The organism is Rhizobium sp. BG4 (assembly GCF_016864575.1).
Lineage (GTDB): Bacteria > Pseudomonadota > Alphaproteobacteria > Rhizobiales > Rhizobiaceae > Rhizobium.
Genome location: NZ_CP044126.1, coordinates 1,192,356 through 1,218,685, shown reverse-complemented (window position 1 = coordinate 1,218,685; position 26,330 = coordinate 1,192,356). Strand labels below are relative to the sequence as shown.

Below are 26,330 nucleotides of genomic sequence, written 5' to 3'. Positions count from 1 at the left end.
GCGGGTTTCCGGCGGCAATAAAGACGGCCGCTCACGAACAGCTAATGCAACCTCAGAAGAAAAATTAACGTCCGTTAAATAATCTTATGATTGTATTGCCTTGGTTGGGGCAAAACATCATGACGGACATCAAATTGAGCGGGCGGCGCCACGATCTCGATGCGTTGCGCGTTTTATGCTTCGGTACACTTATTATCTATCATACGAGCCTCGCATACGGCACGCGAACATGGCTGCTCAACGCAAGTGACGGTAGCCGCCTCATCGATCTCATTGCGGCGGGTTCCCATCCGTGGCGGATGAGTCTGCTTTTCTTCATCTCGGGCCTCGTCACGCAGTCGCTGCTGCGCAACAGGTCGATCAGCGAGGTTCGCACGGCGCGCACGCGGCAATTGCTACTGCCGTTTGTGCTGGGCGTCTTGCTGATCGTCCCCCCGCAATTCTATTTATCGCAGCACAATCCCTTTCCCGACCTGTCTTACTGGGAATTCTGGAAAGCGTACATCGTGTCCGGGCTGAGGTTCGAACATCTGTGGTTCCTGGCCTATCTCTGGATCTACATGTTCCTGTGGTCGCTGCTATGGCCATGCGTCCAGCGATTTTTGCCGAACCTACCGGCCGCCTTTGCAAACCTGCTCCGGGGCAGGAAGCTGCTGCTGATCCCGATCATCTTCCTTTCCGTCCTCAGGGTCTGGCTCTACCCGATCTTCGGCGAGACGCTGGTCCTCAACACCGACTTCTACGCGCATATCGTCTATTTCTCGATGTTTCTGGCGGGCTCGCTGCTAATGAACGAGCCGTCGTTCTGGCGTGAGGTCGACCGGCAACGATGGGTGAGCGGCGGCCTTGCCATCCTGTCGTTCCTCATCATCGCCACGGTCGTTATCGCTGTTCCGCAGGACTGTCGGCCGGATAGCCTCGTCATCCCGATGCGGATCGTCAGATCGATCTTCCAATGGTGCGCCATACTGGCGCTGCTGGGATTTGCGGCCAGGATCGCCAACCGCTCCAACCCGGTGATCACCTTCCTGAACAGGTCGATGATGACCTATTATGTGGTCCACCAGACGATCATCATCGTCGTTGCCTATTACATCGCGAAGTTGGGTATGCTGAATATCAGCTCTTTCATCCCCGTGATGCTGATCACCGCGATCGGCTGTGGCGTGATCGGCGAGGCGCAGAAGCTGGCAATGAGATATCTTCCCGTTGTGATCTCGAAGTTGGTCGCCCTGGTAAGAGTGCCCACCAAGCTATCGCCGCCGGGCGCGGCGCTAGACTAGGTGAGGCCATGGCGCTCGCCCCGCCGTTGCCCTTCAATCCCACCGCATCTCCTTCACCACCTCGACAAACGCCCTCAGCTTCGCCGGAATATGCCGCCTGCCGGGATAGTAGAGGCACAAGCCGGGATAGGGCGCCGTCCAGTCCTCGAGCACGCGGATCAGGCGGCCGGCGGCCAAATCTTCGACGAGCTGCCATTCGCTGAGATAGGCGAGCCCTGCGCCTTCGCGGGCGGCGCGCAGGATGAGGTCGCTTTCGTCGAGAATGAGATTGCCGGGCACATCCATCGTGAAGGCGTCGCCGCGCCTTTCGAATTCCCAGCGGTAGATGGTGCCGCTGGCCATGCGGGCGCGGATGCAGCGATGGGTTTCGAGGTCGGCAGGCGTCTTCGGCTGCGGGCGGGTGCTGAAATAGGCGGGCGAGCCGACGATCGCCGGGCGGATCAGGCGGTTGATCGGCACCGAGATCATATCAGGAGGTACGGCTTCGAGAATGCGGATGCCGGCGTCGAAGCCCTGGGCGTTTATATCGACCAGCGCGCCCTCGGTGACGATCTCCAGCTGCATGCGGGGATAGCGCCGCAGATATTCCAGCGCCAGCGGCGCCAGCACCATGCGTGCGGCGCCGACGGACGTGTTGATGCGCAGCATGCCCGAGGGTTCCGAGCGGTGCTCGTCGGTGAGATCGATGGCATTGCGGATGGCTGTCAGCGCCGGGGTGATCTCGGCGACGAACTGCTCACCCGCCGATGAGAGCGTGACGCTGCGGGTCGTGCGATTGAACAGGCGCACGCCGAGCCGGGCCTCGAGCGCGGCGATCTGCTGGCTGAGCGCCGAAGAGGATATCCCGAGCTCGCGGGCGGCGGCGCGGAAGCCGCCCTTTGCCGCCACCGTCACCACCGCTTCCAGCTCCGCCAGGGTGCCGCGCATCATTGTCCGGATTTCCTTATCAGCTTGTCCTTCATTCGACAGCTTATCAGAGCAATCGGCCGATGCCAGATAGGGCGTATCGCAGACAGGAGAAAAGCGATGCGCAACATTACCGAGATCTATATCGACGGCGCCTTCGTGACGCCGCATGGCGAGGAGATCGCCGAGCTCTTCAACCCCTCGACCGAGGAGAAGATCGGCACCGTCCGGCTTGGCGACCGCGAAGACGCGCAAGCGGCGATTGCCGCCGCCAAGCGGGCCTTCCCGGCCTTTTCGCGCACCAGCAAGGCGGAGCGGATCGACATGCTGCAGCGGCTGGCGGCAGCCGTTTCGGCCCGTGCCGGGGAGATGACGGCGGCGATGGCCGAAGAATATGGAGCGCCGCAATATTTCACCGGCTTCTCCGTTCCCTATGCCGCTTCCGCCTTCCTGAAGATGGCCGAGGTGCTGGAAACCTATGATTTCACCCGCGTGATCGGCCGCGCTGAGGTGACCATGCAGCCGCTCGGCGTCGTCGCGGCGATCACCCCGTGGAACAGCAATTACGGCTTCATCTGCGCCAAGCTCGCCACGGCACTCGCCGCCGGCTGCACCGTGGTCATCAAGCCGAGCGAGATGAGCGCCATCCAGACGCAGCTGATCACCGAATGCCTGCACGAGGCGGGACTGCCGAAGGGCGTGTTCAACATCGTCAACGGCCGCGGCGATGTCGTCGGCGCCGAGTTCAGCGCGCATCCCGACATCGCCAAGGTGAGCTTCACTGGCTCCACCGCGGTCGGCAAGCAGATCCTGCGATCCGGCGCCGAGACGCTGAAGCGGGTGACGCTGGAGCTCGGCGGCAAGGGGCCGAACATCATTCTCGACGATGCCGATCTCGACAGTGCGATCCCGACCGTGCTGATGATGGGGCTCGCCAATAGCGGCCAGGCCTGCATCGCCGGCACGCGCATTCTGGCGCCGGAAAGCCGGATGGCCGAAATCCTGCCGCGACTGAAGGCCGGGGCCGAAGCGATCAAGACAGGTGATCCCAGTGATCCGGAGGTCAAGGTCGGGCCGATGGTGAGCCAGAAGCAATATGACCGCGTGCAATCCTATATCCGCCTCGGCGAGGAGGAAGGCGCCGAACTGCTGATCGGCGGTCCCGGCAGGCCGGAGGGGCTGGAGCGCGGCTGGTTCGTACGCCCGACGATCTTCGCCAATGTCCATAACGGCATGCGGATCGCCCGCGAGGAAATCTTCGGGCCGGTTCTCTCGGTCATTCCCTACAGGGACGAGGAAGACGCCATCCGGATCGCCAACGACACGAGCTACGGCCTGCAGGCCTATGTCCATTCCAGCGATCCGGCCCGCGCCAAACGCGTCGCCGAACAGATGGAATCCGGCCGCGTCGTCATCAACGGCGCGCCGCACGAGCCGCTGGCGCCTTTCGGCGGCTTCAAGCAGTCGGGTATCGGGCGCGAGTTCGGGGTCTTCGGGCTGGAGGCGTTTCTGGAGCCGCGAGCGATCTTGGCTTGATGGTTAGGGCACCCGTGCGGCGATGGCGATACGAGTGCCGTTGCTGTTCGGGCACCTCACGCTCTTGCAGTCGGGCTTGTCCGATCTCTCAGGCTCTGAAGCTCGCGCATCGCAGTGACTGTGTCTTCAATGCCAACAAAAGCCAGTCTCAGCATGGTCTTGCCATCGGATGTGTCCTGAAACTCCTGGCGGAAGACGACGTTGCCCCATCCGAGAAGATTTTCGCGAAACTCGATGGCGTTGATTGCGTTTGGTCCAAAAGTCAGGACGCGCTTCCGGAAAAGCTTGGACACGATGAGAACGCGCCGATCTGTAATGGCATAGCCCGTCCACGGCGCAGCGATGGCTTCCATGATCGCCTTGCTGGCTATTCCAAGCCCGACGAAAACGAAAAGAGAGGAGAAAAGGGCCAGAGGAATACTATCGGGCCGGCTGCCGTCCAGCAGGAACGGGCCTAGCGGGGTACCCCCAACGATCGCAAAAACAATGCCGAAACCGATGTTCATGGCATTGCTCAAGAGCATCGCCAACGCAGTCGGCTGGCCGCTCCATCGCAGGACCTCGCCCGGCTGCAATTCGGAGAGCACGATATTTCTGGCATCCATCTGCTGAGACATGTTCGCGCCCTCCGCAACCGGACAATAGCATAACGGCATCGGCCCACAATCGCGACCGAGCGCCGCGGTCACCGGTTGGTCCTCCCGAAATTTCAGGAGTATAAAATGACCGTTAGCGTTGTATAAACAACCATGCATATGCTGCCCGCGGCAACCGATCAGCGAATCGATCGCGCGAGACGGTTGGACCAAACGACGGGGACTGAATTGACAGCCTGGTTCTACAAGCATCTCAACGGGGAAGTCGGCCCGGTCTCAGAAACCGAAATTCGTATCCTGCTCGAAAGCGGTCAACTGACGCCGGGGACAAAGGTGCGCACGGGGCCCGACAGTGACTGGCGCTCGATTGCGACCGCATTTGGCACGGATAGGGCGACCTTGGCCGAGGCCGCAGAGACCCGGATTCCAGGAAACGAAGGTTGGCTGACAGACGCACCCCTGGCGGATGAACGGCGTGAGCCTCAGCACTATTTCTATAATCGCGGCAAAGTTGCCAAGCCGCTTCTCATTGGCCTTGCCCTCGCCGTCGGCCTCGGCCTGGCAGGATTCCGATCCCATAGCGAAGCGGCTGCATTCGCCTACCTCGCCTATGCCTGCGCCGGGTTTTTCGCGCTGGCCGTCGTGGTCTGGACGAGACGATTGCTGCAGCGTGAACCTGCTCTGACGATGGATGCCGAGGGCTTCAGGCTCGCCGAATTTTCTGAAGACCGGGTTCCCTGGACGGCCGTGCGTGATGCCGTGAGGCACCGCTCAAGACACGCTGACAATCTCATTTTCGAGCTCGACCGCGACGTCGCAAAGACCCTCCGGCTCGCTGGCCTGAAAGGGCTGATGCAGCGGTGCCTCGGCAGGTCACGCAACAAGGCCACCGTCATGATCGCACATATGCGGGCAGAGCCGGATGTCATCGTGCGCGAAGCCAATGCCTATCTCGCAAGGGCGCAGGTGACCCGTCCACTGTCGCCGGTCGAGCAGGCGCAGGCGGCGGCGGAACAGGCGATGTCCGGAAGACTGGAGCGCGATCGCCCGCTGATCACCTACCTTCTGATGGTGTTGCTGAGCGCCATCTACACCTGCGAGGTGGTGTTCGGCGTCGATGCGGGAGACCACGGGGCGCCATCGATACGAACGCTGTTCGTCTTCGGCGGCACGATGCACGACAGCATCTTCATCGATCACAACTATTGGCGCCTGTTTACCGCCCCGTTCCTGCATGCCGACTTTCTCCACATCCTGTTCAATCTGGTCGGCCTGTGGCTGGCGGGGCGCCGACTTGAGCCGCTCGTCGGGCGCCGCTGGTTTACAGCGCTGTTCCTGGTCAGCGCGCTGGGCGGCTCCGTGGCCTCCATTCTCTTCAACCCGCCGAACCTCGTCGGAATCGGCGCGTCCGGCGGCATTGTCGGTCTGTTCAGCGCCCTGATTGTCGCCAGCTTCCGATTTCCCGCAGGCGCGACGCGAAGCGGATTGCAGATTTCGGCCGCCCGAGTTCTCATCCCTTCGCTCCTGCCGCTCATCCATGCGGCCAGAGACGGAAACCAGATCGACTACGCCAGCCATACCGGCGGCGCGATTGCCGGCGCAATCGCGATGTTTGCCCTGCTCAGGATCTGGCCTCTGGAGGCAAATATCCCGCGGTTTCCTCGGGTCGCCTCTTTGCTCGGCGGCGCCTACTGTCTGGTCCTGTTGCTGGCGCTCTTCCCCATTCTCGTTGCCAGGCAGGATATTGTCGCAGATCCCTTCCTGAATTTCTTTGCCGGCCGCTACACGGAGGCGGCCTCGATATTCATGGAGAAATCGGAGAAGGGCGGAGAGCCGGCGCCCTATTACCTTCTCTGGCGATACCTCGCTCAGGTTCGCGGCGCAGATCCACAGGCGAGCAGCAATCTGCGAAATGCATTCGCGGCCGCACCCGACATCTGGCCGAAGCCGGTCTCGAAATTGCTGCTCGGCGAGGCAAGCGAAGAGGCCACCATCGCAGCAGCCGGAAACGACAACCAAAGATGCGAGGCGACGTTCTACGTGGGCGAGTGGTATCTCCTTCACGGCAAGCGCGACGTGGCCAGAGATCATTTTGCCAAGGCGCTGGCCTGGTGCCCGAAGACATACATGGAGTTTGATGGCGCCAGGGGCGAGTTGCAGCTGATGGCTGGAATAAAGCCCTGACACCGTCGCAACCTGGGAGAGGATGAAATGAAAATCGAAGTCGGCATTCTGGCTATCATCTTGACGGCATTATCCCATGGAACCTGCGACGCCGCCAAATTTCCTTCCTACTGGCAAAAGACAATGACCAACGATCCGGCGACGAATTACTTCGTTGCCCAGTCGATGAAGCCGCTTGGCAGCAGCGATGCGCAGACGCTGCGCGTCGTCCAGCTCGCCAATGTCGCCGGTACGCAATGCCGCGGCGCCGCGCTCAACAGCAAAGCGATGCGAGCCTACAAGAAGTCGACGGGCTATGCCGGAATAAAAGGCAAGGCCTATGACGACGCAGCATTTCTGGCCGACGACAGCTTCAAGTATTTCAATTTCGGAGCACTCGCGCATCTCTGTGCCGGCACCGACTATCTGTTCGGCCCTGAAGGGCATCTTGCTCCAGGATTGGTCAGAGCGGGCAAGGGCGTTCCGATCGCATCATACGATCCCCAGAACCCCTATGTGCGCCTGAAGCAACTCAAGCGGCCTCAACGGTAAGCATACATCACCCCTGCCCGCCCGCAACACCGCGGGCGGCCGCTTGGGCTCTAGATTGACCACCAGCCCTAGTTGGCGCGGTCCGGGCAGGCCGCGTTGACGGTGCCGTCGTGGCGGCTGGTGCGGGTGTTCTCGCGCTCGCACGGCGCCGTCCAGCTCGACGGCCGGACGATGGTGATCGTGCCGGTTTCGATCGGGTCGAGCGGGATTTCAAGACCGCTCTGCTGGGCGTCATATTCCGGCGATGTGCCGGGAGGCGGGCTGCCGTCGAAACGGCCGTTGGTATCGACGCCCATGCTCGACTGAGCGAAGGCCGGAGCTGCAATGAGAAGCACTATGGATGTCACTGAAATGAGCTTACGCATGATCGTTATCCTTCCGGTGTGATCATCGCGACGGAAACAGTGGAAATGGGCGTTTTGTTCCGCGGCGGCGGAAGGCCGGTTCGATCAAATTTGGGCGATTGGAAACGGGGGGTTAAGCGGCGGTTCGTGGTGGTGGGTTTTGGGACGGTGGGCGCTGAGGCCGGAGCCCCCTCATCCGCCCTTCGGGCACCTTCTCCCCGTGGGGAGAAGGGACGCTGCGGCACCCGCCTGATTTCACCTTCTCCCTTGGGGATGCGGTGGGCCGAAGCCCCGCGCGATGCGCGAGGCTTTCATCTTAAGAAAGCAATCTAGCTCAGACGAACTGGCTGAGACCCGGCACCGAGGCCACCACCTGGTCGACGATCTCGTCGCCGGCATATTGCTTGGCGACGGCGATGGTTTCCTTGGCGAGCGCGGTGATCTCGCTCATGCCGAGGCCTTCGCTCATCAGCTGCTGTCCGAGGCCCATGATTCCGCCGCCGCCGCCGAGCGCGCTCATCAGGCCGCCGAGCAGGCCGCCGCCACCACCGGCGCCCTCGCCGTTGAACTGGGCGACGAGATCGGCGCCGCCGGGAATCGCTTCGATCATCTTGGCCACTGGACCGTCATCGGCTTCGCGCTGCAGGAAACCGAGCATCATGCCGAGCGCCTTTTCGGCGAGGTCGGGCGCAATGCCTACACGGTCGGCAATCTGGGTCACAACTTCATTCATCGTCAGCCTCCTGTTATTTGACGTTAACGTCAACGTTAATCGAACTTGTTCCGCAACTCAAGCGGCCTTCGGCAGGACCGCGTATCGTCCAGAATTGCTTTTAATGCAAACAGTTGCTGCCATCACACTCCCTGCTTATAACAGGTACAAGATAGGAAAATGAATGCGGCTGATCTTCGCATTCCAGCTGTAGCGGCGGCCTTGGCCCACGGGAGATTTCGCAATGCTTGAAGACGGCAAGATTTTCATCGGCGCCAGCCGCAATCCTGATGATAGCATCAACAAGCCGGAATATCTGGACCTGAAATTCGGCAATCGGCACGGCCTCGTCACCGGTGCGACCGGCACCGGCAAGACGGTAACGCTGCAGGTGCTGGCCGAAGGCTTTTCGAAGGCCGGCGTGCCCGTCTTCTGCGGCGACATCAAGGGCGACCTTTCGGGCATCGCTGCCAAGGGCGAGGCCAAGGATTTCCTGACCAAGCGCGCCGAACAGATCGGCTTTACCGATTACGAGTTCGACCAGTTTCCGGTCATCTTTTGGGATCTCTTCGGCGAGAAGGGCCATCGCGTCCGCACCACCATCGCCGAGATGGGGCCGCTGCTTCTGGCGCGGCTGATGGATGCCTCCGAGCCGCAGGAAGGCGTCATCAACATCGCCTTCAAGATCGCCGACAAAGCCGGCCTGCCGCTGCTCGACCTCAAGGATTTCTCCTCGCTGCTGAACTACATGGCCGAGAACGCCACCGAGCTTTCCAACCAGTTCGGCCTGATCTCCAAGGCCTCGGTCGGCTCGATCCAGCGCGCCATGCTGGTGCTCGAACAGCAGGGTGCCGAGCATTTCTTCGGCGAACCGGCGCTGAAGATCTCCGACATCATGCGCACCGATAATAGCGGCTACGGGCAGATTTCGGTGCTCGCCGCCGACAAGCTGATGATGAACCCCAGGCTTTACGCCACCTTCCTGCTGTGGCTGCTCTCCGAACTCTTCGAAGAACTCCCTGAAGTCGGCGACCCCGACAAGCCGAAGCTTGTCTTCTTTTTCGATGAGGCGCATCTGCTGTTCAACGACGCGCCGAAGGTTCTGACCGAGCGTGTCGAGCAGGTGGTGCGCCTGATCCGCTCGAAGGGCGTCGGCGTCTATTTCGTCACGCAGAACCCGCTCGATGTGCCGGAGACGGTGCTCGCCCAGCTCGGCAACCGCGTGCAGCACGCCCTGCGCGCCTATTCGCCGCGCGAGCAGAAGGCGGTGAAGACCGCCGCCGACACGTTCCGCCCCAACCCGGCCTTCGATTGCGCCACCGTGATCACCACGCTTGGCACCGGCGAGGCGCTGGTCTCGACGCTGGAGGCCAAGGGCGCGCCGTCGATCGTCGAGCGCACGCTGATCCGCCCGCCGTCCGGCCGCGTCGGCCCGCTCACCGATGCAGAGCGCCAGCAGGTGATGGACCACAGCCCTGTCCTCGGCGTCTATGACGAAGACGTCGACCGCGAATCCGCCTTCGAAATCCTCGCGGCCCGCGCCAAGAAAGCGGCCGATTCCGAGGCCGCCAAGCAGGCGCAGGAGGCTCAGCCGACGGAAGCCGGGACGACTTCCGGCTGGAGCCTGCCGGGCTTCGGCGGGGGTGACGACGACAAGCAGAGCAGTCAGGGTCGCGGACGTTCGTCGGGCTACCAGCGCGAGACGGTGGTGGAAGCGGCGATGAAGAGTGTGGCGCGGACGGTGGCGACGCAGGTCGGCCGGGCGCTGGTGCGCGGGATTTTGGGGAGTTTGAAGCGGTAGGATTTTCGGGCGGTTTAGTCCTCTAATTTCCGGCTCGTGCGTTCATCGTAGAAATTAGAGGCGACCGTTCGGTAGAGCGACGGTCGCTCTCCTCGAAATAGCGCCTCTCGCTACTGCAATATTAGCTCAAAGGAGGCTGTCGTGGACGACGTCGTGAAATATAGTGTGATTGTTGCTACTGTCGGGGCGGACACTTGGACGGTAACAAGCTATGATGGTGGACAGAAGCCAATCGTCAAAATCTTTCGATCAAAAATCGGGGCAGAAAGTCATGCATCCGCAGAACGTAAAAGATTGGGCATCGGAAGTTAGTGCCGTTCTTACGATTACCGAAATGCGACGTCCTCGGCGCATCAATGCTAGCGGGCACACCCCTCTTGGCAAAATGAGACCAGCCCAACCTACATTGGAGGCTGGCCACATCAGAAAGACTCGACGCAAAAGGGTAGTGAAGCCCTAATCACCGCTTCCGAACAAACTCCGTCCGCAGCACCAGCCCCTTGATCGCATCATGGCGGCAGTCGATTTCCTCAGGATTATCCGTCAGCCGGATCGAGCGGATCACCGTGCCCTGCTTCAGCGTCTGGCCGGCACCCTTGACCTTCAGGTCCTTGATCAGCGTCACGGAATCGCCGTCCTGAAGCACGTTGCCAGAGGCGTCGCGGACTTCTGCGGCGGCAGCGGCGGCGGCTGCCAGTTCGGATGCCGGGCGCCATTCGCCTGTTGCTTCGTCGTAAACGTAATCGTCGTCACCGGCTGCCATCGGCCGCTCTCCTTGCAATGAATGTCAGTATGAGACCGGCGCTTACAGGAGCGGGAGGGCGGCGGCAAGACCGGTGTGCCCGCAGCGTACAGTTGCGAAGCGGGCGGCGCGATGCTATTTCATTGGCGTGCGCTCAAAGAGAAAGGAGGGTCACGTGCAGAATTTCTATTTCCGGTATTACCGGCAGCGTGGCCCCGTCAACGCCCTGCAGATGCGTTTGCAGGGCTGACCAGAGACCGTTTCTCGAGACACCTCTTCCTGGTCTGCCCCTTGTGGCATGCAGCGCCTGAACCCCCGTGTGGTTTGCGGCTGCTATCATCTATCCACCGCCGCTGACGCATTCATCGATGATGGCCTGATGCCCTCGATGAATCCGGCGCGCGGACCGACCAGAGAGTTTCTGACATGACCCTCATCAATATCCGCAATCTCGGCATCACCCTGTCGTCGCCGCTGTTTTCCAGGCTCAACTTCGCCGTAAATGCCGGCGACCGGATCGGGCTCGTGGCCGCCAACGGGCGGGGGAAATCGACCCTGTTTCGCTGCATGGCCGGCGCGCTGGAGGCAACCGAGGGCGAGATCACTCGCGCCCGCGGGGCGACCATCGGCTATGTCGAGCAGAATGTGCCCGGCCCGCTCCTTCCCCTCTCCTTCTACGAGGCGGTGCTCGATGCCCTGCCGCCGGAACAGGCCGAAAGCGAAAGCTGGCGCGTCGATGTCGTGCTTGAAGGGCTGGAGGTGCCGGAGGAATTCCGCATTCGCGCGCTTTCGGCGCTGAGCGGCGGCTGGCAGCGGCTGGCGATGCTGGCGCGCGTCGCGGTGACCGAGCCCGATGTGCTGATGCTGGACGAGCCGACCAACCATCTCGATCTCGGCAAGATCGCCATGCTCGAGACCTGGCTCAATGCCCTGCCGCGCGACACCGCGGTGGTGATTGCCAGCCACGACCGCGCCTTTCTCGATGCCGTCAGCAACCGGACCCTGTTCCTGCGGCCCGAGAATTCGCAGCTCTTTGCGCTGCCCTATTCGCAGGCACGCGCAGCACTCGACGAGACGGATGCCGCCGATGCCAAGCGCTACGAGCGCGACATGAAGGCGGCCGATCAGCTGCGCAGGCAGGCGGCCAAGCTTCACAATATCGGCGTCAATTCCGGTAGCGACCTGCTGGTGGTCAAGACCAAGCAGCTGAAGCAGCGGGCGGAGAAGCTGGAGGACGCGGCAAAACCGGCGCATCTGGAACGCTCGGCAGGCGCCATCAAGCTCGGCAATCGCGGCACGCATGCCAAGGTGCTCGTTACTCTCGAGGATGCCGAGGTGCGCACACCGGATGGAACCGTGCTGTTCAAGACCGGCAAGCAGTTCATCTGCCAGGGCGACCGGATCGTGCTGCTTGGGGAGAACGGAGCCGGCAAGTCGCGCTTCATCGCCATGCTGCGGAAGGCGATCGGCAACCCCGAGGCCGCGCAGGACGGCATCAAGGCGACGCCGTCGCTGGTGCTCGGCTATGCCGATCAGGCGCTGGCCGATCTCAGGGATGCCGACACGCCGATGGAGACGATCATCCGCCGCTTCGATGTCGGCGACCAGCGCGCGCGCGCCTTGCTCGCCGGTGCGGGCATGACGATCGACATGCAGGCGAAGCCGCTCAAGCGCCTTTCCGGCGGGCAGAAGGCGCGCCTCGGCATGCTGGTTCTGCGGCTGACGGAGCCGAACTTCTACCTGCTGGACGAGCCGACCAACCATCTCGACATCGACGGACAGGAAGCGCTGGAGGGCGAGCTGATGGCGCATCAGGCAAGCTGCCTGCTCGTCTCCCACGACCGCAGCTTCGTGCGCGCCACCGGCAACCGCTTCTGGCAGATCGAGCGCAAACGGCTGGTGGAGGTGGAGAGCCCCGAAGGGTTCTTTGCCGCGGCGGCGGCTGCGGGAGCGGACTAAGCTTAGAGGGCAGTCGCGGCCTCAGCGGCCGCGACTGGCTGATGGCTTCAGGGCAGCGCCTTGGCGCTTCGCCCGAAATAGGGCTGGCGTTGCGTTTCGTTGGCTTGCAGGGAGTGGCGAAGCCGCAGCAGATCCTTCCGGGCGACGAGGCCGGCGAGCTGGCCGCTCTCGGGATCGACGATCGGAATGCGGCCCGCATCCGTCGCCAGCATCAGGTCGGCGACATAGCCGACCGTGTCGTCGGGATGGGCGAGCGGCAGGGAAGCATCGGAGACGAGATCGGCGAGCGGCTGATCGAGCTCCGCCCTCTCCTGCTGCCAGCGCAAGACATCGCCACGCGAGACCAGCCCCTTGAGAATGCCGAGCCCGTCGACAACGGGATAGACGCGGTGCGTTTTCTCCTTAGTCGTGAAATGGCCGATCGCCTCGGCGACCGTCATGTCGGCCCGGAAGCTGTCGACGTCAGAGATCATGATGTCGCGGGCGCGGGAGAATTCGAAGGGATCGATGCCGTATTCGCGGGTGATGTGCTGGCCGCGGCGGGCGATGTTTTCGGTGAGGATCGAGCGGCGCAGCAGCAGCACGGTGACGGCATAGGCCGAAACCGTCGCCGCCAGCAGCGGCAGCAGAGCGGAGACGTCGCCGGTCAGCTCTACGGCGAAGAAGGTGCCGGTCAGCGGCGCGCGCATCGTGCCGCCCATCATCGCGGCCATGCCGAGCAGCGCCCAGAAGCCGGGATCGCCGGGCAACACCAGGCCGACCAGCCAGCCGAGCGCGCCGCCGAAGATCAGCAGCGGCGCCAGGTCGCGCACCGCCGACCCGAACGACAAGCGCCGCCAGACGTTGGCGCTGACTGCCAAGGCCGAAACCGTGCTCAAGCGGCTGACCGCCATTCACCTCACCGAAATCCGCGACCTGGCGCCACGGCTGATCGACATCCTGCATGGTTTGCAGGAGGGGATGGAGCTGCAGGACGATCCCTGGTCGGATTAGGCGTCAGCCTGCCCGGCAATCTCCTTCGCCACCTCCGATATCAGCGAGCGCAGCCAGCGGTGCGCGGGGTCGTGACGGTAGCGGACGTGCCAGGCGATCTCGACGGGGAAGGTGCCGAGATCGGCGGGGGCGGGCAGGATCTTCAGGCGGGTGTCGCGGGCGAGCCGCCGGCAGATCTGGCGCGGCAGCGTGGTGCAATAGTCGGTGGCGGCGATCATTTCCGGCACCGCCAAAAAATGGGTGACGGATACGGCGACTTCGCGGCGCAGGCCACGCTGCTCCAGTGCCTGGAACAGGCCGGCGCGCAGACGCCCAGGCGGCAGCACGTTGACATGCTTCAGCCGCTCGTAATCTTCCTTCGAGATACTGTCGCCGATCTCGGGATGATCGGCGCGGACGACGCAGGCGAGCCCGTCATCCATCAGGTGCTGCACGACCATATTGTCCGGCGGATCGGTGATGCGGCCGAGCACCATCTCCGTCGTGCCCGAGACGGCACCGGTTTCGGAGAGATCGCTGCCGAAGGGGATGAGGCGGAGCTTGATGCCATCGGCGCGCTCCCGGAGGCGAGCGACCACTTCAGGCATCAGCACGAATTCGACATAGCTGTTCGGCGCGACTGTGAAGAGACGCGATGCCTTTTCCGGATCGAATTCCTGCTGGCCGAGGATCAGCTCGTCGAACTGCGCCAGCGCCGTGCGGATCACCGGGGCCATCTCTTCGGCGAGCTGCGTCGGGCGCATGCCGTAGCGCTCGCGGATGAACAGCGGATCGCGCAGCGTGTCGCGCAAGCGGTTCAGCGCATTCGACAGCGCCGGCTGGGTAATCCCCAGACGCTCGGCGGCGCGGGTGACGTTGCGCTCCTCCATGAGGGCGAGGAAGACGGGCATCAGGTTCAGGTCGTATCGCATCCAGTTATAATGCCATGCGAATATCTGGAATAGAACAAATAAATTTCCGAAATACGTTGAGAAACGGCATCATCCAGTCATCGAAACGAGGCCAGAGGGCCAAGGAGATGACAATGAGCAAGGGTAGAGTTCTCGTAGTCGGTTCGAATGCAACGCGCATCGAAACCAGGGGCGGCCGCACCGGCGCAACCGGCCAGTATCTGAACGAAACCGTGGTTCCGGCGATGGCGGTGATCGCTGCCGGCTATGAGGTGGTTCTCGCCACGCCTAACGGTACCAAGCCGCATATCGACGAAGCGTCCGACAAGGCCGATCACTTCGGTGGTGATGAGGCCGCCTATCGCCAGGCCAAGGCCTTCTATGCCGAGGACCCGTCGATGAACAACCTCAAGACGCTGGCGACGGTTATCGCCGAAGGACTGGACGAGTACGCCGGTGTCTTCGTGCCTGGTGGTCAGGCACCCGTGGTCGACCTGATGCAGGATGCCGATCTCGGCGAAATCCTGCGGCACTTCCACGAAAAGGCCAAGCCGACCGCCCTCCTCTGCCACGGCCCGATTGCCGTTGCCTCGGCCATGCCGCATGCCCGCGAATTCCGCGCTGCACTGGTTGCCGGCGATCCCGCCAAGGCTGCCGAGTGGGCCAAGGGCTGGCAATATGAAGGCTACCGGATGACCGTCTTCTCCAACAGCGAAGAAAAGATCGTCGAGGACTACATTCTTCACGCCAAGCTCTATTTCAACGTGGTCGATGCGCTGCAGACGGCCGGGGGCAAGGTGGTGACGACAGCGGTCGATTTCGAACCGCACGTCATCGTCGATCGCGAACTGATCACCGGCCAGAACCCGCGTTCCGACCATCCGCTCGCCGCCAGGCTGGTCGAGGCTCTCGACCGCGCGACGGCGGCCTGAGACTGGGGGAAGACAGCCATGCCGCATCCCGTGAAGATCATGGCGATCCTCGCCGCCCGGCCTGGCAAGGCCGAGGAACTGGAAGCGCTCCTTTCCGGCATGGCACCCGCCTGCCGGGCGGAGCCGGGCAATCTGCGCTGGGACATCTGGCGCGATCAGGCCGATGCCACGCGCTTCGCGCTTGATGAACTCTACCAGGATAATGAGGCGGTGGCCGCCCACCGCCAGACCCCGCATTTCAAGGCCTATCTCGCAAAGATCAACGATCTCGCCGAACGCACCGCGCTCGTGCTTGATCCCGCCGATATCGGCTGACCCTGACAACAAGGAGAGGACAGACCCATGGCACTCAAGGATATTCTGCCGAGCAAGCTCGGCTTCGGCGCCGCCCCGCTCGGCAACATGTTCCGCGACATTCCGGAAGCGGAAGCACAGGCAACAGTCGATGCCGCCTGGAACGACGGCATCCGCTATTTCGACAACGCGCCCTTCTATGGCGCCGGTCTTGCGGAAATCCGCATGGGCGACGCGCTGGCCGGCAAGAAGCGCGACGACTACGTGATCAGCACCAAGGTCGGCCGCGTCATCCTCGACGAGATCGAGGATGTCAGCGCCCGCGATCTTGGCGAGAAGGGCGAGGTCTTCAAGTACGGCCGCCCGAACAAGATCGTCAACGACTACTCGGCGGACGCCACCCTGCGCTCGATCGAGGACAGCCTGAAGCGGCTGAAGACCGACCGGATCGATATCGCCTTCGTGCATGACGTCGCCCAGGATTTCTACGGCGACGAATGGCTCGATGTCTTCGAGACTGCCCGCAAGGGTGCCTTCAAGGCGCTCGATCGGCTGCGCGACGAGGGCGTGATCAAGGCCTGGGGTCTCGGGGTGAATCGTGTCGAGCCGATCGAGCTGCTGCTCGGCTTACAGGGGCCACGCCCCGACGGCTTCCTGCTTGCCGGGCGCTATACGCTGCTCGACCATGACCGCGCGCTGCAGCGGGTGATGCCGCTGGTTGCCGAACGCGGGCTCGGCATCGTCGCCGGCGGTCCCTACAGCTCCGGCGCGCTGGTCGGCGGGCCGAATTTCGAATATGCCCCGGCCACGCCTGCTATCCTCGACAAGGTGGCGCGCATCAAGGCGATTGCCGACCGCCACGGCGTCAGCATGAAGGCAGCAGGCCTGCAATTCTCGCTCGCCCATCCGGCCGTCGCCGCCGTCATCCCGGGCGCCAGCAAGCCGGATCGTATCGCCGAAGACAGCGCGGCGCTGAACGAGACGGTTCCTGCCGAGTTCTGGCGGGACCTGCGCAAGGCCGGCGTCATCAACCCCGAGGCACCCCTGCCGCACGGGCAGTGAGCTCAAGCAGGGATATCGAGTGTGACCCAGGGCAAGGAGTTTTCATTGAAGACGCTCTGCCTTGGCGTCAGCGTTTCAGGCTCCTCGAAACATCCGAGCGCAATGGCGATCAACTGGTCGCGAAATTCGGGCAGCCAATAGACCGTCGAGCCGCAGGAGGGGCAAAGGTGGAAAGTGATCGATTTGCCGCTCCGGCCGAGGCGGCTGTAGGTCTGCGAGATACCCGCGCATTCCACCATCTCCTTGTCGAAGAAGACGGCGACGCCGAAGGCGCTGCCGGTTCGCTGACGGCAGGCGGTGCAGTGACAAACGGATATCGTCAGCGGATCGCCTTCGGCAGTGGCCGAGAGCTTGCCGCAGGAACAGGATGCCAGGCGTTTCATGGCCATCTCCTTGGTTTGCAGACAGGGGCAGGCTCCAAAACCGCCGCCGGGCAAACCGTCGGATGGCTTCAGAATGCCTTGGGGGCCGCCACGAACAGATTGGGCTTGCCGCCCGTCAGCGTGAACAGGCTGAGCTTGCGCTCGACACCGCCCGAAGCGTTCAAGCGGAAGAGGCCGGTGATGCCGCGGAAGCCGGTCTTGCTCGTCAGGTTCTCCGCGGTCAGCGCCTTGGCATCCTTGGTGCGGATGATGCCAGAGGCGATCGCCACGGCGTCGTAACCATAGGCTGCGTTGGCCGTCAGCGGGCGGCGGTAGTGGCGCTGGTAGCGCTCCGAGATCATCGAGGCGCCCTCGGGATCGACCATGGCGATCAGCGCGCCCTGCACCGACGGGCTGGTATAGGACTGCTGCGGCCAGCCGCTGGTGCCGACCAGCGTGATATTGTTGAAGCCAGCGGCCTTGATGGCGCCGGCGACCGTGGTGACGATCACCGACTTGCCGAGCACGACGACGGTATCGGCGCCCTGCATCTGCGCCTTGCTCTTGGCGACAGCATCGGCGGCCGAGGCATCCGAGAGCGCATAGCGCGCCGAGCCGAGATAGGTGCCGCCGCCGGCGCGAACGGCATTCGAAATCTCCGCCTCACCCATCCCCGTCAACTCGGTCGTCGCAAAGACGAAAACCTTCTTGTGCCCGCTGGCAACAGCCGTGCGCGCGCCTTCGGCGGCGCTGTCGGTCTCGTCGGAGACGAAATTATAGACATTGCCCGTCGCCGTCGGGACCGGGGCGCCGAGATTGATCAGCGGCGGACGCTCGGCCGAGGGGATGGCTGCGACAGCGGCGGCCGTCGCCTGCGGCGCAAAGCTGACGAGCAACGCCGAATTGCGCGCCTTGGCGGCGGAAACTGCGGACGCCACCGCGGCCGGGCCGCTGCCGACATCGATCACCTTGACGAAGACCTGGCCGTTGCCGACTTCGCCGGTGCCGAGCGCTGCGCCATCGCGGATATCGCGGGCTTCGCCTTCATAGATGCCACTTGCGCCCTTCGGGATCAGCAGGGTGATCTCGGCGCCGGTCTCGCCGAAGCTTTCCTCAACATCGCTGGACGGCGCCTTGATATCGGTGTTCTTGACCGTGTTGGAGAGACCATCGCCATCCGCCTGGCAACCGGCAAGAAAGCCGCCGGCCAAGAGCGCCAGAACCGGAACCATGCGGCGCATCGCACCAGACGTCTTGAGAGCCGCCTGGCGTAAACCATGCGGGCGCCCGGTGTTCACATTCAGATGCGGCGTCACTGTTTCCCCCGAGGATGCGATGTCGCGGCCTTTGGCGGCCTTTTTAGAATGGGCTTATTTCTGCACCGGGCGGGCGCGAAAATCAAACCATTCCCCCAAACTTGGTTGACGCAAACGCTAAACTTTTATGCGTCTTTGACCGGAATATTTATACTTGCATTTCCTAAGCTTCCACACCGCATATTTATAGCTCATCGGTACATTACTCTCAAACAGTGAGAGAGAAATCCGATGAAGCGCAGCACAAAATCAAAAATACTTGCAGCTTTTACTTTTGCATCTTTCGCATCTCTTCTTGGTTCGGCGCCTGCGAATGCCGGATTGTTGGTTTCCCCGCAGATTTCTGCAACGACATATGCCAGCGTTGCTTCGGAAAATACGCTGGCTGCACTTGCAAGTGCCGCAAGTATATCCGGCCTCTACGGCATGGTAGAGACCGCTTACAGCGGTATCACGGCACGCTTCCAGCGCATTGATCTTGCCGCCATTGCACGGCCGCAACAGGTGGGCGAGCCGCAGACGACCGCCTCGATTAAGCCCGACATGCCGGCCAAGCCCGCGGCCTCGAAAGATGCGGTGTTCGGTTCGGTAACCATTCCCTTCAAGCGGCTCGCCGCCGTGAAGCGCTTTGCGCCGTCGCTGGCCGAAATGGAAAGTGGTGCGGCGATCAACTGCAACGCCAAGGGCTGCACCAATGCCGCGCAGGTGATCAAGGCCGCCCTCGGCCAGGCATCGCAGGCCTCGATCCGCGACAAGCTGAACACTGTCAACGCCGCCGTCAACCACGCGATCCGCTACCGCAAGGACATCGAGACCTACAAGGTTGCCGATTACTGGGCGACGCCATCGGAAACGCTCGCCCGCCAGCAGGGCGACTGCGAAGATTTCGCGATCCTGAAGATGGCGGCGCTGAAGGCAGAGGGCGTCGACATGAAGGATATGTCGATCGTGGTTCTCTTCGACCAGAAGCGCCACTTCTACCACGCCGTGCTCTCGGTCGCCGTCAACGGCAACTACTTCATCCTCGACAACATGCGCGACCAGGTTCTGACCGACAATCGCCTGCCCGACTACCAGCCGCTCTACTCGATCACATCGGGCAAGGGCTATCTCCACGGCCTGCGCGCCGGCAACAAACAGGTGGCTTCCGCCATGCCGCTCGAAAAAGTCGCCCCTGGCGAAGGTGTCCCCTACTGAGCCTCAGGCGATATCGAGCGGAGTGCAGGAGCCGGCCTTTGAGGCCGGCTTTTTGTTTCCGAACGTCACTCCCCATCCCTGTGCTTGCAACACGAATGAGGGAAGTGGAGGAACCTTGCACCCCACTTCTACCCCCGTATGATAGCGGCCATCCGCAACACCATGGCATCACATGCGCATCTTTCTCGTTCGACACGGCGAATCTCTCGGCAATCTCAGCGACAGCGCCTATCGCCAGTTCGGCGATCACAACGTCCCGCTGACGGAGTGGGGTTACCGGCAGGCGCTCGCAGCAGGGCAGAGCATCGCGGCCTATCTCGCCGGTCTCACCGACGCCGCGCCAAAAGCCACCGTCTGGCATTCGCCCTATCTGCGCACCCGCCAGACCAAGGATGCGATCCTGGAAGCGCTGCCTGCGGCCGCCGTCGGCGCGGTGCTTGAGGACTACCTGCTGCGCGAACAGGATTTCGGGCTGTTCACCGAGATCTACGATCGCGCCGAGCAGCGGCGGAAATTTCCGGAGGAATTCGAGAAATGGGCGCGGCTGCGCAACAATAGCGGCAAGTTCTATGCCCGCCCGCCGGATGGCGAGAGCCGGGCCGATGTGGCGCAGCGCGTGCGGCTCTTCCTGCTGACGGTCATGCACGATATCGGCCGCGGCAACGATACCGCCATCATCGTCGGCCACGGCGTCACCAACCGGGCCTTCGAGATGAACTTCCTGCATCACGGCATCGACTGGTTCGAACACTCCGACAACCCTGGCAATGCCGACGTGACGCTGATCGAGGGCACGCATGCCGAAGGTTACAGCTCAATGCTGCTGCACAAGGCCGATGACCGCACGCCGGAAGCCGCAACAGAACTGCGCGCAGCCCATGGCTCGGATCTGACGATCACACCGAAATCAAATAGTTAGATCAGTAGCGGGAGATATAGCCGACCAGCATCGGCTTTTCGTGGGTCGGCGCCAGTGCCAGGTTGATCTGGCCCTTCATCGCCTGCGAACCGGCGGCAATGCTGAAGCCGGTGTTCAGCGTCTTGCCCTTGTTCATCGCAAGCGTTGCCATCGCATCCTCGATCTGCGTATCGATCGAGAAACGCAGGCTCTTGGTCAGCTGCGCCGCATCGCCCATCGGCAGGCGGTGGCGCAGCATCGACAGGAAGGCATCGTTGAAGAGCTGGATCTTCTTGTCCAGCGTCAGCAGGATGGTGGGTGACGGCGAGGCCTGGATCAGCGCATTCAGATTGGCCATCGAGGAGACATCCTCGACCGTATCGAGACGCTTCAGCGCCCATTTGAAGCTGAGCACGCGCAGCAGCGAGGCGAGGTTGCCCGTCTCCGGCATCTGTGCCGCGGTGTGATGCACGAGATCGGCAGTCGTCATCTTCCCGGCCGACGACATGCGGCCGAGGCCGTCCCAATAGATCCGCTCAAGACGAATGCCACGGCGCTCCCCGCCGCGGCCGGCAACGGCGCGGAAACGCGGCTCGATCTCTTCGGCGTCGATCGCCGGCAGCTGCTCCTCGACGGGCTCGGCATTGGCGAGATCTGTTGCGGCGGCCTTGCTGATCAGCATCTACCGCTCCGTCAGCGCTTCGGAGCGCGCCTTGTTGATCGGCTTCAGGAGGTAGCTCAGAACGGTCTTGTTGCCGGTCATGATTTCGACCGAGGCGACCATGCCTGGGATGATCGGATAGGCCTTGCCGTTGCGCGAGAGCTCGGACTTTTCGGTCTTCACCTGCACGAGATAATAGGTTTCGCCCTTTTCCTTCTCGACGAGGCTGTCCGCCGAGATGTTCTCGACGACGCCTTCGAGGCCGCCGAAGATCGAGAAGTCGTAGGCGGTGATCTTGACGACGGCCGGCTGGCCGCGGCGCACGAAAGCGACGTCGCGCGGCGAGATCTTCGCCTCGATCAGCAGCGTATCGGAGGTCGGCACGATGCCGGCGATGACGCGGCCGGGATCGACATAGGCACCGATCGTGTTGACCTCGAGCGTGTTGACGATGCCATCGACCGGCGAGCGGATATCGGTGCGCTTGACGCGGTCCGAAGCGCCGCGGATCGTCTCGTCGACAACGGAGAGCTCTGCCAGCGTCGTGGCCTTTTCGGTAAGCGCCTGCTGACGCAGCTCCAGCGCCAGATCGCCAACCTGCAGCTTGGCTTCCTGAACGGCAGCTTCGAGGCGATCGATGCTCTCCTGATAGACCTTGAGCTGCCCCTGCTGGTCGGTGAGATCGCGCTCGACCTTGAGCATTTCGGTCTGGGCAACCAGCTTCTTGTCGCTCAGCGGCTTGATCAGGTCGTACTGGCGCTTGGCGCCGTCGATATTGTCGGTCAAGCGGGCGATATTGGCATGAGCCTCGTTGAGCTCGTTCTCGCGCTGCTTGACGCGCTCCTGGAGAACGCCGAGCTTGTTCTCATAGCTCGCACGGTCGGCGGCAAAGAGATTTTCCTCGTTGTCACAGACCGGTTTGGCAACGGAGAGAATCTCAGCAGGGCAGACGAATTTCGTGTCGTAGAGACCGGCTTCCTCGAGCTTCAGGCGGGCAACCTTGGCGCCGAGCGCGCGGGCCTTGGCAACGGATTCACCGAGTGTCGAGGCGGTCGTCGTATTGTCGAGCTGCACCAGCAACTGGCCCTTGCGGACGACCTGGCCGAGGGTGACGGCGATCTGCTGGACGACGCCGGGTTCCGACGACTGGATGATCTGCGTCTTCGAGACCGGGATGACCTTCCCCTCGCCGCGGGCGATCTCATCGATGCTGGCGAAAGCTGCCCAAGCAAGGAAGCTCGCGATCAGCAGGGCGCAGAGCGCCAGGATGGCACGGGCAAAGAGCGGCGGATTGTCGATCTGGGCGCGGCTCATCGGGCAACTCCTGCGGCAGCCGAAGCTGCCGGGGCAGCGGCGGCCGGACGCGGCTGCTGCATGGCCTGGATGACGGCCTGCTTCGGGCCATCGGCGATAATCTTGCCCTTGTCGATGACGATCAGGCGGTCGACGAGTTCCAGCATGCTGTGGCGATGCGTGGCGATCAGCAGCGTCGTCTCGGGGCCGAAGGCATTCGACAGGCGCGAGATCAGGTGGCGTTCGGTCGCAAGGTCCATGGCGCCGGAGGGCTCGTCGAGGAAGACGATCTTTGGCTTGGTCAGCAGCAGGCGGGCAATGGTCAGCGCCTGCTTCTGGCCGCTCGACAGATTGGTGCCGCGCTCGCCGACCGGCATGTCGAAGCCGCGCGGATGATTGCCGACGAATTCATCGACACCGGTGATGCGGGCGACCTGCAGCAGCTCTTCATCGGTGGCATCTGCGCGGCCGATCAGCAGGTTTTCCTTGACGGTGCCGGAAAACAGATCCGAGGACTGGCCGGCAACAGCAACGGCGGAACGGACTTCCGCCATATGATACTGGCGGATATCGACGCCATCGATCAGCACGCGGCCGGCAGCCGGCGCAAAGAGGCCATCGAGCAGGCGTCCGAGTGTCGTCTTGCCGGAGCCGATGCGGCCGATAATGCCGATCTTTTCGCCGGGGCGGACATTGAAGGACAGGCCGTTGATGACAGGGTGATCCGAGCCCGGATACTGGAACGACACGTTCTGGAAGCTGAAGCCGCCATGGGCGATCTGGCGGTTGACGAAGCCGACTGTGGACGGGCGGTCATCAGGCTGTTCCATGATCTTGTCGAGGATGCGCAGCGACATGGTGGCCTGGCGGAAACGCGCCAGCGTCATGGCGATCTGGCCGAGCGGCGCACCGGCGCGGCTTGCCAGCATCACGGTGGCGACGATAGCGCCCATGGCGATGCGGCCCTCGGAGAATTCGTAAGTGCCGGCAATGACGATGAAGACGCTGACCATCTGCTGGATCAGCATCGTCGTGTTGATCGCATTGGTGGAGATATGCTTGATGTCTTCGCTGGTGCGGCTCGAATATTTCGTCAGTTCCTGCCAGCGGCGCAGCATCGTGGCTTCGGCGCGCAGGCTCTTCAGCGTTTCGATGGTCGAGATCGTCTCGACCAGCAGCGACTGGCGGCGCGAGGCCTCATTCGCCGCCGTTGCCATGCGCTTGCCGATCGCCGCCTGCGCCCAGAGGCCGATGGCGACGGAGGCGACCAGAGCGACGGCAGGAATGACGACGAGCCAGCCGGAGATCAGATAGATCACGAACAGGAAGATGAACACGAAAAGGCTGTCGATGAGGACGCCGATCGTGTTCGAGGTGAAGAATTCGCGGACGAACTCATATTGCGTGACGCGGTTGGCATATTCGCCCGTCGACATCGGCCGCGAGGCGAGCGTCGAGTTCAGCACCTTGTCGAAGATCATCTGCGACAGGCGCAGATCCGCCTTGCGGCCGGCATAGTCGATCAGCGAGGAGCGCGCGGTCTTCAGCAGGAAATCGAAGAGATAGGCGAGCGAGATACCGGCCGAGAGAACCCAGAGCGTCGGGATCGCCTTGTTCGGCAGCACGCGGTCATAGACGTTCATCGTGAACAGCGGCGAGCCGAGCGCGATGAGGTTGATGAACAGCGCCGCGACCATGACGCGGACATAGGTGCGCCAGTAGGGCGCCAGCGTCGTTGCCAGCCAATGACGCTTCTCGATCTCGACGGCATTGCCGACAAGCGCCTCTTCCGAAGCGTTCTGATAATAGAGCGTGAAGGCGAAAGCCGTATGCGGCTTCAGCGCCGCGAGCTCCTGCCGCGTGATGCGGATCGGCGCACCCGGGATCGCGACGATATCGGTAACGTAGGAGCCGTCTTCGGCGATCTCGAGCAGTGGCAGCACGCCGCCATCGGCGAACGCGACGATCGCCGGACAGTCGAAATTGCCGGTGCGGCAATCGCGCTCTTCGTGCTTGATGACCTGCAGACCGATACGCTCGGCCATGCGCTCGACATCGTCAACCTCGAGTGACTCGGTGATCTCATCCGGCAGGCCGGAAAAGAGCACCGTGTCCGAGGATGGACGGCCATAGAACGCAGCCACAGACTTGAAAGCGGCTTTGAATGTTTGCAGCGGCGTGCCGCTGGAAGTTTCGAGCGCTACGTTCAGCATTGTTCCATGGCCGTGTCGACTACTGCTGTCGAATTGGCGCTAGGAGGTCCAGTGGCATGCCAGCCTTCTGCGTGGACTGCAGCTCGACATAACCCGGATCAGCGACGCCCGCGGGGACAACAAACTCTTCCCGCGCATAAGCCTTGGCCTGCTCGACCGGACGCAGCTTCATGGTCTGAAGCAGGTTACCGGAGGCAGCCAGGATCTTGTATTCGGCAAACAGCGAGGCAACGCGCGCCGTGTCTGCCAGAACTCTGGTGTTGAAATTGGTGTTCTGCGCGTCCAGCACGTCGAGCAGCGAACGCTGGCCGACACCGAACTGCTGACGGTAGGACGAAACGAGCTGGGCGTTGGTCTGCGCCTGCTTACCGAGGATACCGGCAAGGGTACCGCGGCTGGTGCGCTCGTTCCAGGCGGAACGGACCGACTGCTCGACTTCGCGCTGCACCTGAGCCAGCGCATAACGCTGCTCGCCGGCGCGGCGGATCTGTTCCTGCTCGCGGGCCGTATCGATACCGCCGCGATAGAGGTTCCAGCGGGCAACGACACGAACCTGGTAGTCGTTGGTGTTGCCTTCGTCGCCATCGATGTCATCGCCGACGCGGGCGGTGCCTTCGAGATCGACCTTCGGCAGGTAGTTGGCGCGCGAACCGCGAACGCCGGCATCGGCGGCATCGACATCGGCATTGGCCGAGTAGATGCGCGGGCTGTTCTTAGCAGCGACGAAGACCGCGTCATTCAGCGTCTTCGGCAGGAACTTGCTGACCGAAGGCGGGGTGGACGCATTGGTGATCGGCTCGCCGACGGCCTGGAGGAAGCGGATGCGGGTCGCTTCCAGCTCTTCCTTGGCTTCCTGGAGGCGGGCCTGAGCAGCCTGCTGGCGCTCGACGCCCTGCAGACGGTCGGCATCGGTGAGCGTGCCGCCCTTGATGCTCTGCTCGATATTGCCGAGGATCTGGTTGTGGAAGCCGACGTTATCCTGCGCCGCCTTCACGATCTGGTTCTGGAGGATGTATTCCAGATAATCCTGCGTGACTTCGAGGGCGAGCGCTTCCGAGCGTTCGAGAACGCGGAACGAGGCGCCATCGACGCGGGCGGCCTGCTGCTCGACCTGCGAGCGGCGGCTGCCGCCGTCAAACAACGTCTGCGTAACGGTAAGACCAACTTCGCCCGGCTTCAGGTAATCATGGTCCGACGTCAGTGTACCTGTGCTGGAATTGGACAGCCTGCGGCGGCCGACACCAGCTTCAAGATCCACGGACGGCAAGTAAAGGCCGCGTGCTTGGCGCAGTTCAAATTCGACAGCTTCACGATCCTTGGCAGCCTGCAAGATCTGCGGGTTCGTCTTCATCGTCTTTTCGATCGCCTGCTGCAAGGTCATTGCATCGGCGTTAATCGAAAACGCGAAGCTGAAAGCAACGGTAGCGGACAGAGCCGCAAAAATTCTTTTGCCTTTAAACAAGACTGATGCCCCTCAACATCTCAGATTCACCGGGCGAAACCCATATACCGAAGCTGTTCTTCGGCAAACAAGTATCACCAACATTTCCACACTCCAACTGTAGAGCGGGACATTCCTTCGAAGACAGTTAATTCACAGAGATCACACACTAAAGGAACAATTT

General features: G+C 62.5%; 25 protein-coding genes and 1 pseudogene. 13 read left to right on the top strand and 13 right to left on the bottom strand.

All coding sequences use genetic code 11. The annotated features are described in order from the left end of the window. Window positions 1–119 precede the first annotated feature (119 nt). Entirely contained in the window at window positions 120–1,283 is a 1,164-nt protein-coding gene (locus F2982_RS25760) for an acyltransferase family protein (protein ID WP_203430373.1), read from the top strand. A 33-nt stretch (window positions 1,284–1,316) separates the two neighbouring features. Here the strand turns inward: F2982_RS25760 and F2982_RS25755 are convergent, their stop codons facing one another. After that, window positions 1,317–2,213 (bottom strand): LysR family transcriptional regulator, encoded by an 897-nt coding sequence (locus F2982_RS25755; RefSeq protein ID WP_246777598.1) that lies wholly within the window; start codon window positions 2,211–2,213, stop codon window positions 1,317–1,319. A gap of 96 nt (window positions 2,214–2,309) precedes the next feature. Between F2982_RS25755 and F2982_RS25750 the strand changes: the two genes are divergently transcribed. Beyond that, complete coding sequence (locus F2982_RS25750) at window positions 2,310–3,725, top strand: aldehyde dehydrogenase family protein (RefSeq protein WP_203430372.1); 1,416 nt, start codon at window positions 2,310–2,312, stop codon at window positions 3,723–3,725. A 56-nt stretch (window positions 3,726–3,781) separates the two neighbouring features. Here the strand turns inward: F2982_RS25750 and F2982_RS25745 are convergent, their stop codons facing one another. Next, entirely contained in the window at window positions 3,782–4,342 is a 561-nt protein-coding gene (locus F2982_RS25745) for a PH domain-containing protein (RefSeq protein WP_203430371.1), read from the bottom strand. A 207-nt stretch (window positions 4,343–4,549) separates the two neighbouring features. On the opposite strand from F2982_RS25745, the gene F2982_RS25740 reads away from it, so the two are divergent. Next, a complete protein-coding gene (locus tag F2982_RS25740; protein WP_203430370.1) occupies window positions 4,550–6,505 on the top strand; it encodes a rhomboid family intramembrane serine protease in 1,956 nt (651 codons plus the stop codon). A gap of 123 nt (window positions 6,506–6,628) precedes the next feature. Further along, a complete protein-coding gene (locus F2982_RS25735; RefSeq protein ID WP_246777597.1) occupies window positions 6,629–7,036 on the top strand; it encodes a hypothetical protein in 408 nt (135 codons plus the stop codon). A 68-nt stretch (window positions 7,037–7,104) separates the two neighbouring features. Here F2982_RS25735 and F2982_RS25730 read toward each other — a convergent pair whose 3' ends face one another. Next, on the bottom strand, window positions 7,105–7,401 hold the full coding sequence (locus tag F2982_RS25730; protein ID WP_199625772.1) for a hypothetical protein: 297 nt from the start codon (window positions 7,399–7,401) through the stop codon (window positions 7,105–7,107). A 313-nt stretch (window positions 7,402–7,714) separates the two neighbouring features. Then, entirely contained in the window at window positions 7,715–8,113 is a 399-nt protein-coding gene (locus F2982_RS25725) for a hypothetical protein (RefSeq protein WP_203430368.1), read from the bottom strand. A gap of 223 nt (window positions 8,114–8,336) precedes the next feature. Here F2982_RS25725 and F2982_RS25720 point away from each other — a divergent pair, with 223 nt between their 5' ends. Then, the gene (locus F2982_RS25720) at window positions 8,337–9,893 is read left to right on the top strand and encodes a helicase HerA-like C-terminal domain-containing protein (protein WP_203430367.1); all 1,557 of its coding nucleotides are present in this window, start codon (window positions 8,337–8,339) and stop codon (window positions 9,891–9,893) included. Between the two features lie 141 nt (window positions 9,894–10,034). Then, window positions 10,035–10,205 carry a hypothetical protein gene (locus tag F2982_RS25715; RefSeq protein WP_203430366.1) on the top strand — a complete coding sequence of 57 codons (171 nt, stop codon included), beginning with the start codon at window positions 10,035–10,037 and terminating at the stop codon, window positions 10,203–10,205. Between the two features lie 148 nt (window positions 10,206–10,353). On the opposite strand, the gene F2982_RS25710 is transcribed toward F2982_RS25715, so the two are convergent. Continuing rightward, complete coding sequence (locus F2982_RS25710) at window positions 10,354–10,656, bottom strand: alkylphosphonate utilization protein (protein ID WP_112714957.1); 303 nt, start codon at window positions 10,654–10,656, stop codon at window positions 10,354–10,356. Window positions 10,657–11,061: 405 nt separating this feature from the next. On the opposite strand from F2982_RS25710, the gene F2982_RS25705 reads away from it, so the two are divergent. Next, the gene (locus F2982_RS25705) at window positions 11,062–12,594 is read left to right on the top strand and encodes an ABC-F family ATP-binding cassette domain-containing protein (RefSeq protein WP_203430365.1); all 1,533 of its coding nucleotides are present in this window, start codon (window positions 11,062–11,064) and stop codon (window positions 12,592–12,594) included. 47 nt (window positions 12,595–12,641) lie between these two features. Here the strand turns inward: F2982_RS25705 and F2982_RS25700 are convergent. Continuing rightward, a pseudogene (locus tag F2982_RS25700) lies at window positions 12,642–13,397 on the bottom strand (CBS domain-containing protein); the annotation flags it as partial. Window positions 13,398–13,437: 40 nt separating this feature from the next. Between F2982_RS25700 and F2982_RS25695 the strand changes: the two are divergent. Beyond that, window positions 13,438–13,587 (top strand): hypothetical protein, encoded by a 150-nt coding sequence (locus tag F2982_RS25695; RefSeq protein WP_348652523.1) that lies wholly within the window; start codon window positions 13,438–13,440, stop codon window positions 13,585–13,587. Here F2982_RS25695 and F2982_RS25690 read toward each other — a convergent pair. Further along, window positions 13,584–14,498 (bottom strand): LysR substrate-binding domain-containing protein, encoded by a 915-nt coding sequence (locus F2982_RS25690; protein ID WP_203430364.1) that lies wholly within the window; start codon window positions 14,496–14,498, stop codon window positions 13,584–13,586. The genes F2982_RS25695 and F2982_RS25690 overlap by 4 nt on opposite strands. Before the next feature lie 113 nt (window positions 14,499–14,611). Between F2982_RS25690 and F2982_RS25685 the strand changes: the two genes are divergently transcribed. From F2982_RS25685 to F2982_RS25675, 3 genes are read left to right on the top strand one after another with little or no spacing between them, the layout of a single operon-like run. Next, a complete protein-coding gene (locus tag F2982_RS25685; RefSeq protein ID WP_203430363.1) occupies window positions 14,612–15,409 on the top strand; it encodes a type 1 glutamine amidotransferase domain-containing protein in 798 nt (265 codons plus the stop codon). Window positions 15,410–15,427: 18 nt separating this feature from the next. Further along, window positions 15,428–15,724, top strand: coding sequence for a putative quinol monooxygenase (locus F2982_RS25680; protein ID WP_203430362.1), 297 nt, complete (start codon window positions 15,428–15,430; stop codon window positions 15,722–15,724). 27 nt (window positions 15,725–15,751) lie between these two features. Continuing rightward, on the top strand, window positions 15,752–16,765 hold the full coding sequence (locus tag F2982_RS25675; RefSeq protein ID WP_130280667.1) for an aldo/keto reductase: 1,014 nt from the start codon (window positions 15,752–15,754) through the stop codon (window positions 16,763–16,765). Window positions 16,766–16,767: 2 nt separating this feature from the next. Here the strand turns inward: F2982_RS25675 and F2982_RS25670 are convergent, their stop codons facing one another. Both F2982_RS25670 and F2982_RS25665 read right to left on the bottom strand, forming a co-directional pair. Next, window positions 16,768–17,148, bottom strand: coding sequence for a GFA family protein (locus F2982_RS25670; protein WP_203430361.1), 381 nt, complete (start codon window positions 17,146–17,148; stop codon window positions 16,768–16,770). Between the two features lie 68 nt (window positions 17,149–17,216). Next, window positions 17,217–18,443: a hypothetical protein gene (locus F2982_RS25665; RefSeq protein ID WP_246777596.1), complete on the bottom strand. Its 1,227-nt coding sequence runs from the start codon at window positions 18,441–18,443 to the stop codon at window positions 17,217–17,219. A 321-nt stretch (window positions 18,444–18,764) separates the two neighbouring features. Here F2982_RS25665 and F2982_RS25660 point away from each other — a divergent pair, with 321 nt between their 5' ends. Together F2982_RS25660 and F2982_RS25655 are read left to right on the top strand one after the other, a co-directional pair. Continuing rightward, window positions 18,765–19,640, top strand: a complete 876-nt coding sequence (locus tag F2982_RS25660) for a transglutaminase-like cysteine peptidase (protein WP_246777595.1) — start codon at window positions 18,765–18,767, stop codon at window positions 19,638–19,640. 172 nt (window positions 19,641–19,812) lie between these two features. Beyond that, complete coding sequence (locus F2982_RS25655; protein WP_203430359.1) at window positions 19,813–20,559, top strand: phosphoglycerate mutase family protein; 747 nt, start codon at window positions 19,813–19,815, stop codon at window positions 20,557–20,559. A 1-nt stretch (window position 20,560) separates the two neighbouring features. On the opposite strand, the gene F2982_RS25650 is transcribed toward F2982_RS25655, so the two are convergent. From F2982_RS25650 to F2982_RS25635, 4 genes are read right to left on the bottom strand one after another with little or no spacing between them, the layout of a single operon-like run. After that, the gene (locus tag F2982_RS25650) at window positions 20,561–21,220 is read right to left on the bottom strand and encodes a ribbon-helix-helix domain-containing protein (RefSeq protein ID WP_199625759.1); all 660 of its coding nucleotides are present in this window, start codon (window positions 21,218–21,220) and stop codon (window positions 20,561–20,563) included. Then, window positions 21,221–22,513 carry an HlyD family type I secretion periplasmic adaptor subunit gene (locus tag F2982_RS25645; RefSeq protein ID WP_203430358.1) on the bottom strand — a complete coding sequence of 431 codons (1,293 nt, stop codon included), beginning with the start codon at window positions 22,511–22,513 and terminating at the stop codon, window positions 21,221–21,223. It lies immediately after the preceding gene. After that, on the bottom strand, window positions 22,510–24,705 hold the full coding sequence (locus F2982_RS25640) for a type I secretion system permease/ATPase (protein WP_203430357.1): 2,196 nt from the start codon (window positions 24,703–24,705) through the stop codon (window positions 22,510–22,512). Before F2982_RS25640 ends, F2982_RS25645 begins: the two co-directional genes overlap by 4 nt. A 19-nt stretch (window positions 24,706–24,724) precedes the next feature. After that, a complete protein-coding gene (locus F2982_RS25635) occupies window positions 24,725–26,086 on the bottom strand; it encodes a TolC family outer membrane protein (RefSeq protein WP_130280653.1) in 1,362 nt (453 codons plus the stop codon). Between the last annotated feature and the right edge of the window lie 244 nt (window positions 26,087–26,330).

Excerpts from the sequence above, each read along its gene's own strand:
- F2982_RS25760 (WP_203430373.1), top strand. The coding sequence starts at position 120 with ATGACGGACATCAAATTGAGCGGGCGGCGCCACGATCTCGATGCGTTG.
- F2982_RS25755 (WP_246777598.1), bottom strand. The coding sequence starts at position 2,213 with ATGATGCGCGGCACCCTGGCGGAGCTGGAAGCGGTGGTGACGGTGGCG.
- F2982_RS25750 (WP_203430372.1), top strand. The coding sequence starts at position 2,310 with ATGCGCAACATTACCGAGATCTATATCGACGGCGCCTTCGTGACGCCG.
- F2982_RS25745 (WP_203430371.1), bottom strand. The coding sequence starts at position 4,342 with ATGTCTCAGCAGATGGATGCCAGAAATATCGTGCTCTCCGAATTGCAG.
- F2982_RS25735 (WP_246777597.1), top strand. The coding sequence starts at position 6,629 with ATGACCAACGATCCGGCGACGAATTACTTCGTTGCCCAGTCGATGAAG.
- F2982_RS25730 (WP_199625772.1), bottom strand. The coding sequence starts at position 7,401 with ATGCGTAAGCTCATTTCAGTGACATCCATAGTGCTTCTCATTGCAGCT.
- F2982_RS25725 (WP_203430368.1), bottom strand. The coding sequence starts at position 8,113 with ATGAATGAAGTTGTGACCCAGATTGCCGACCGTGTAGGCATTGCGCCC.
- F2982_RS25720 (WP_203430367.1), top strand. The coding sequence starts at position 8,337 with ATGCTTGAAGACGGCAAGATTTTCATCGGCGCCAGCCGCAATCCTGAT.
- F2982_RS25710 (WP_112714957.1), bottom strand. The coding sequence starts at position 10,656 with ATGGCAGCCGGTGACGACGATTACGTTTACGACGAAGCAACAGGCGAA.
- F2982_RS25705 (WP_203430365.1), top strand. The coding sequence starts at position 11,062 with ATGACCCTCATCAATATCCGCAATCTCGGCATCACCCTGTCGTCGCCG.
- F2982_RS25690 (WP_203430364.1), bottom strand. The coding sequence starts at position 14,498 with ATGCGATACGACCTGAACCTGATGCCCGTCTTCCTCGCCCTCATGGAG.
- F2982_RS25685 (WP_203430363.1), top strand. The coding sequence starts at position 14,612 with ATGAGCAAGGGTAGAGTTCTCGTAGTCGGTTCGAATGCAACGCGCATC.
- F2982_RS25680 (WP_203430362.1), top strand. The coding sequence starts at position 15,428 with ATGCCGCATCCCGTGAAGATCATGGCGATCCTCGCCGCCCGGCCTGGC.
- F2982_RS25675 (WP_130280667.1), top strand. The coding sequence starts at position 15,752 with ATGGCACTCAAGGATATTCTGCCGAGCAAGCTCGGCTTCGGCGCCGCC.
- F2982_RS25670 (WP_203430361.1), bottom strand. The coding sequence starts at position 17,148 with ATGAAACGCCTGGCATCCTGTTCCTGCGGCAAGCTCTCGGCCACTGCC.
- F2982_RS25655 (WP_203430359.1), top strand. The coding sequence starts at position 19,813 with ATGCGCATCTTTCTCGTTCGACACGGCGAATCTCTCGGCAATCTCAGC.
- F2982_RS25650 (WP_199625759.1), bottom strand. The coding sequence starts at position 21,220 with ATGCTGATCAGCAAGGCCGCCGCAACAGATCTCGCCAATGCCGAGCCC.
- F2982_RS25645 (WP_203430358.1), bottom strand. The coding sequence starts at position 22,513 with ATGAGCCGCGCCCAGATCGACAATCCGCCGCTCTTTGCCCGTGCCATC.
- F2982_RS25640 (WP_203430357.1), bottom strand. The coding sequence starts at position 24,705 with ATGCTGAACGTAGCGCTCGAAACTTCCAGCGGCACGCCGCTGCAAACA.
- F2982_RS25635 (WP_130280653.1), bottom strand. The coding sequence starts at position 26,086 with ATGACCTTGCAGCAGGCGATCGAAAAGACGATGAAGACGAACCCGCAG.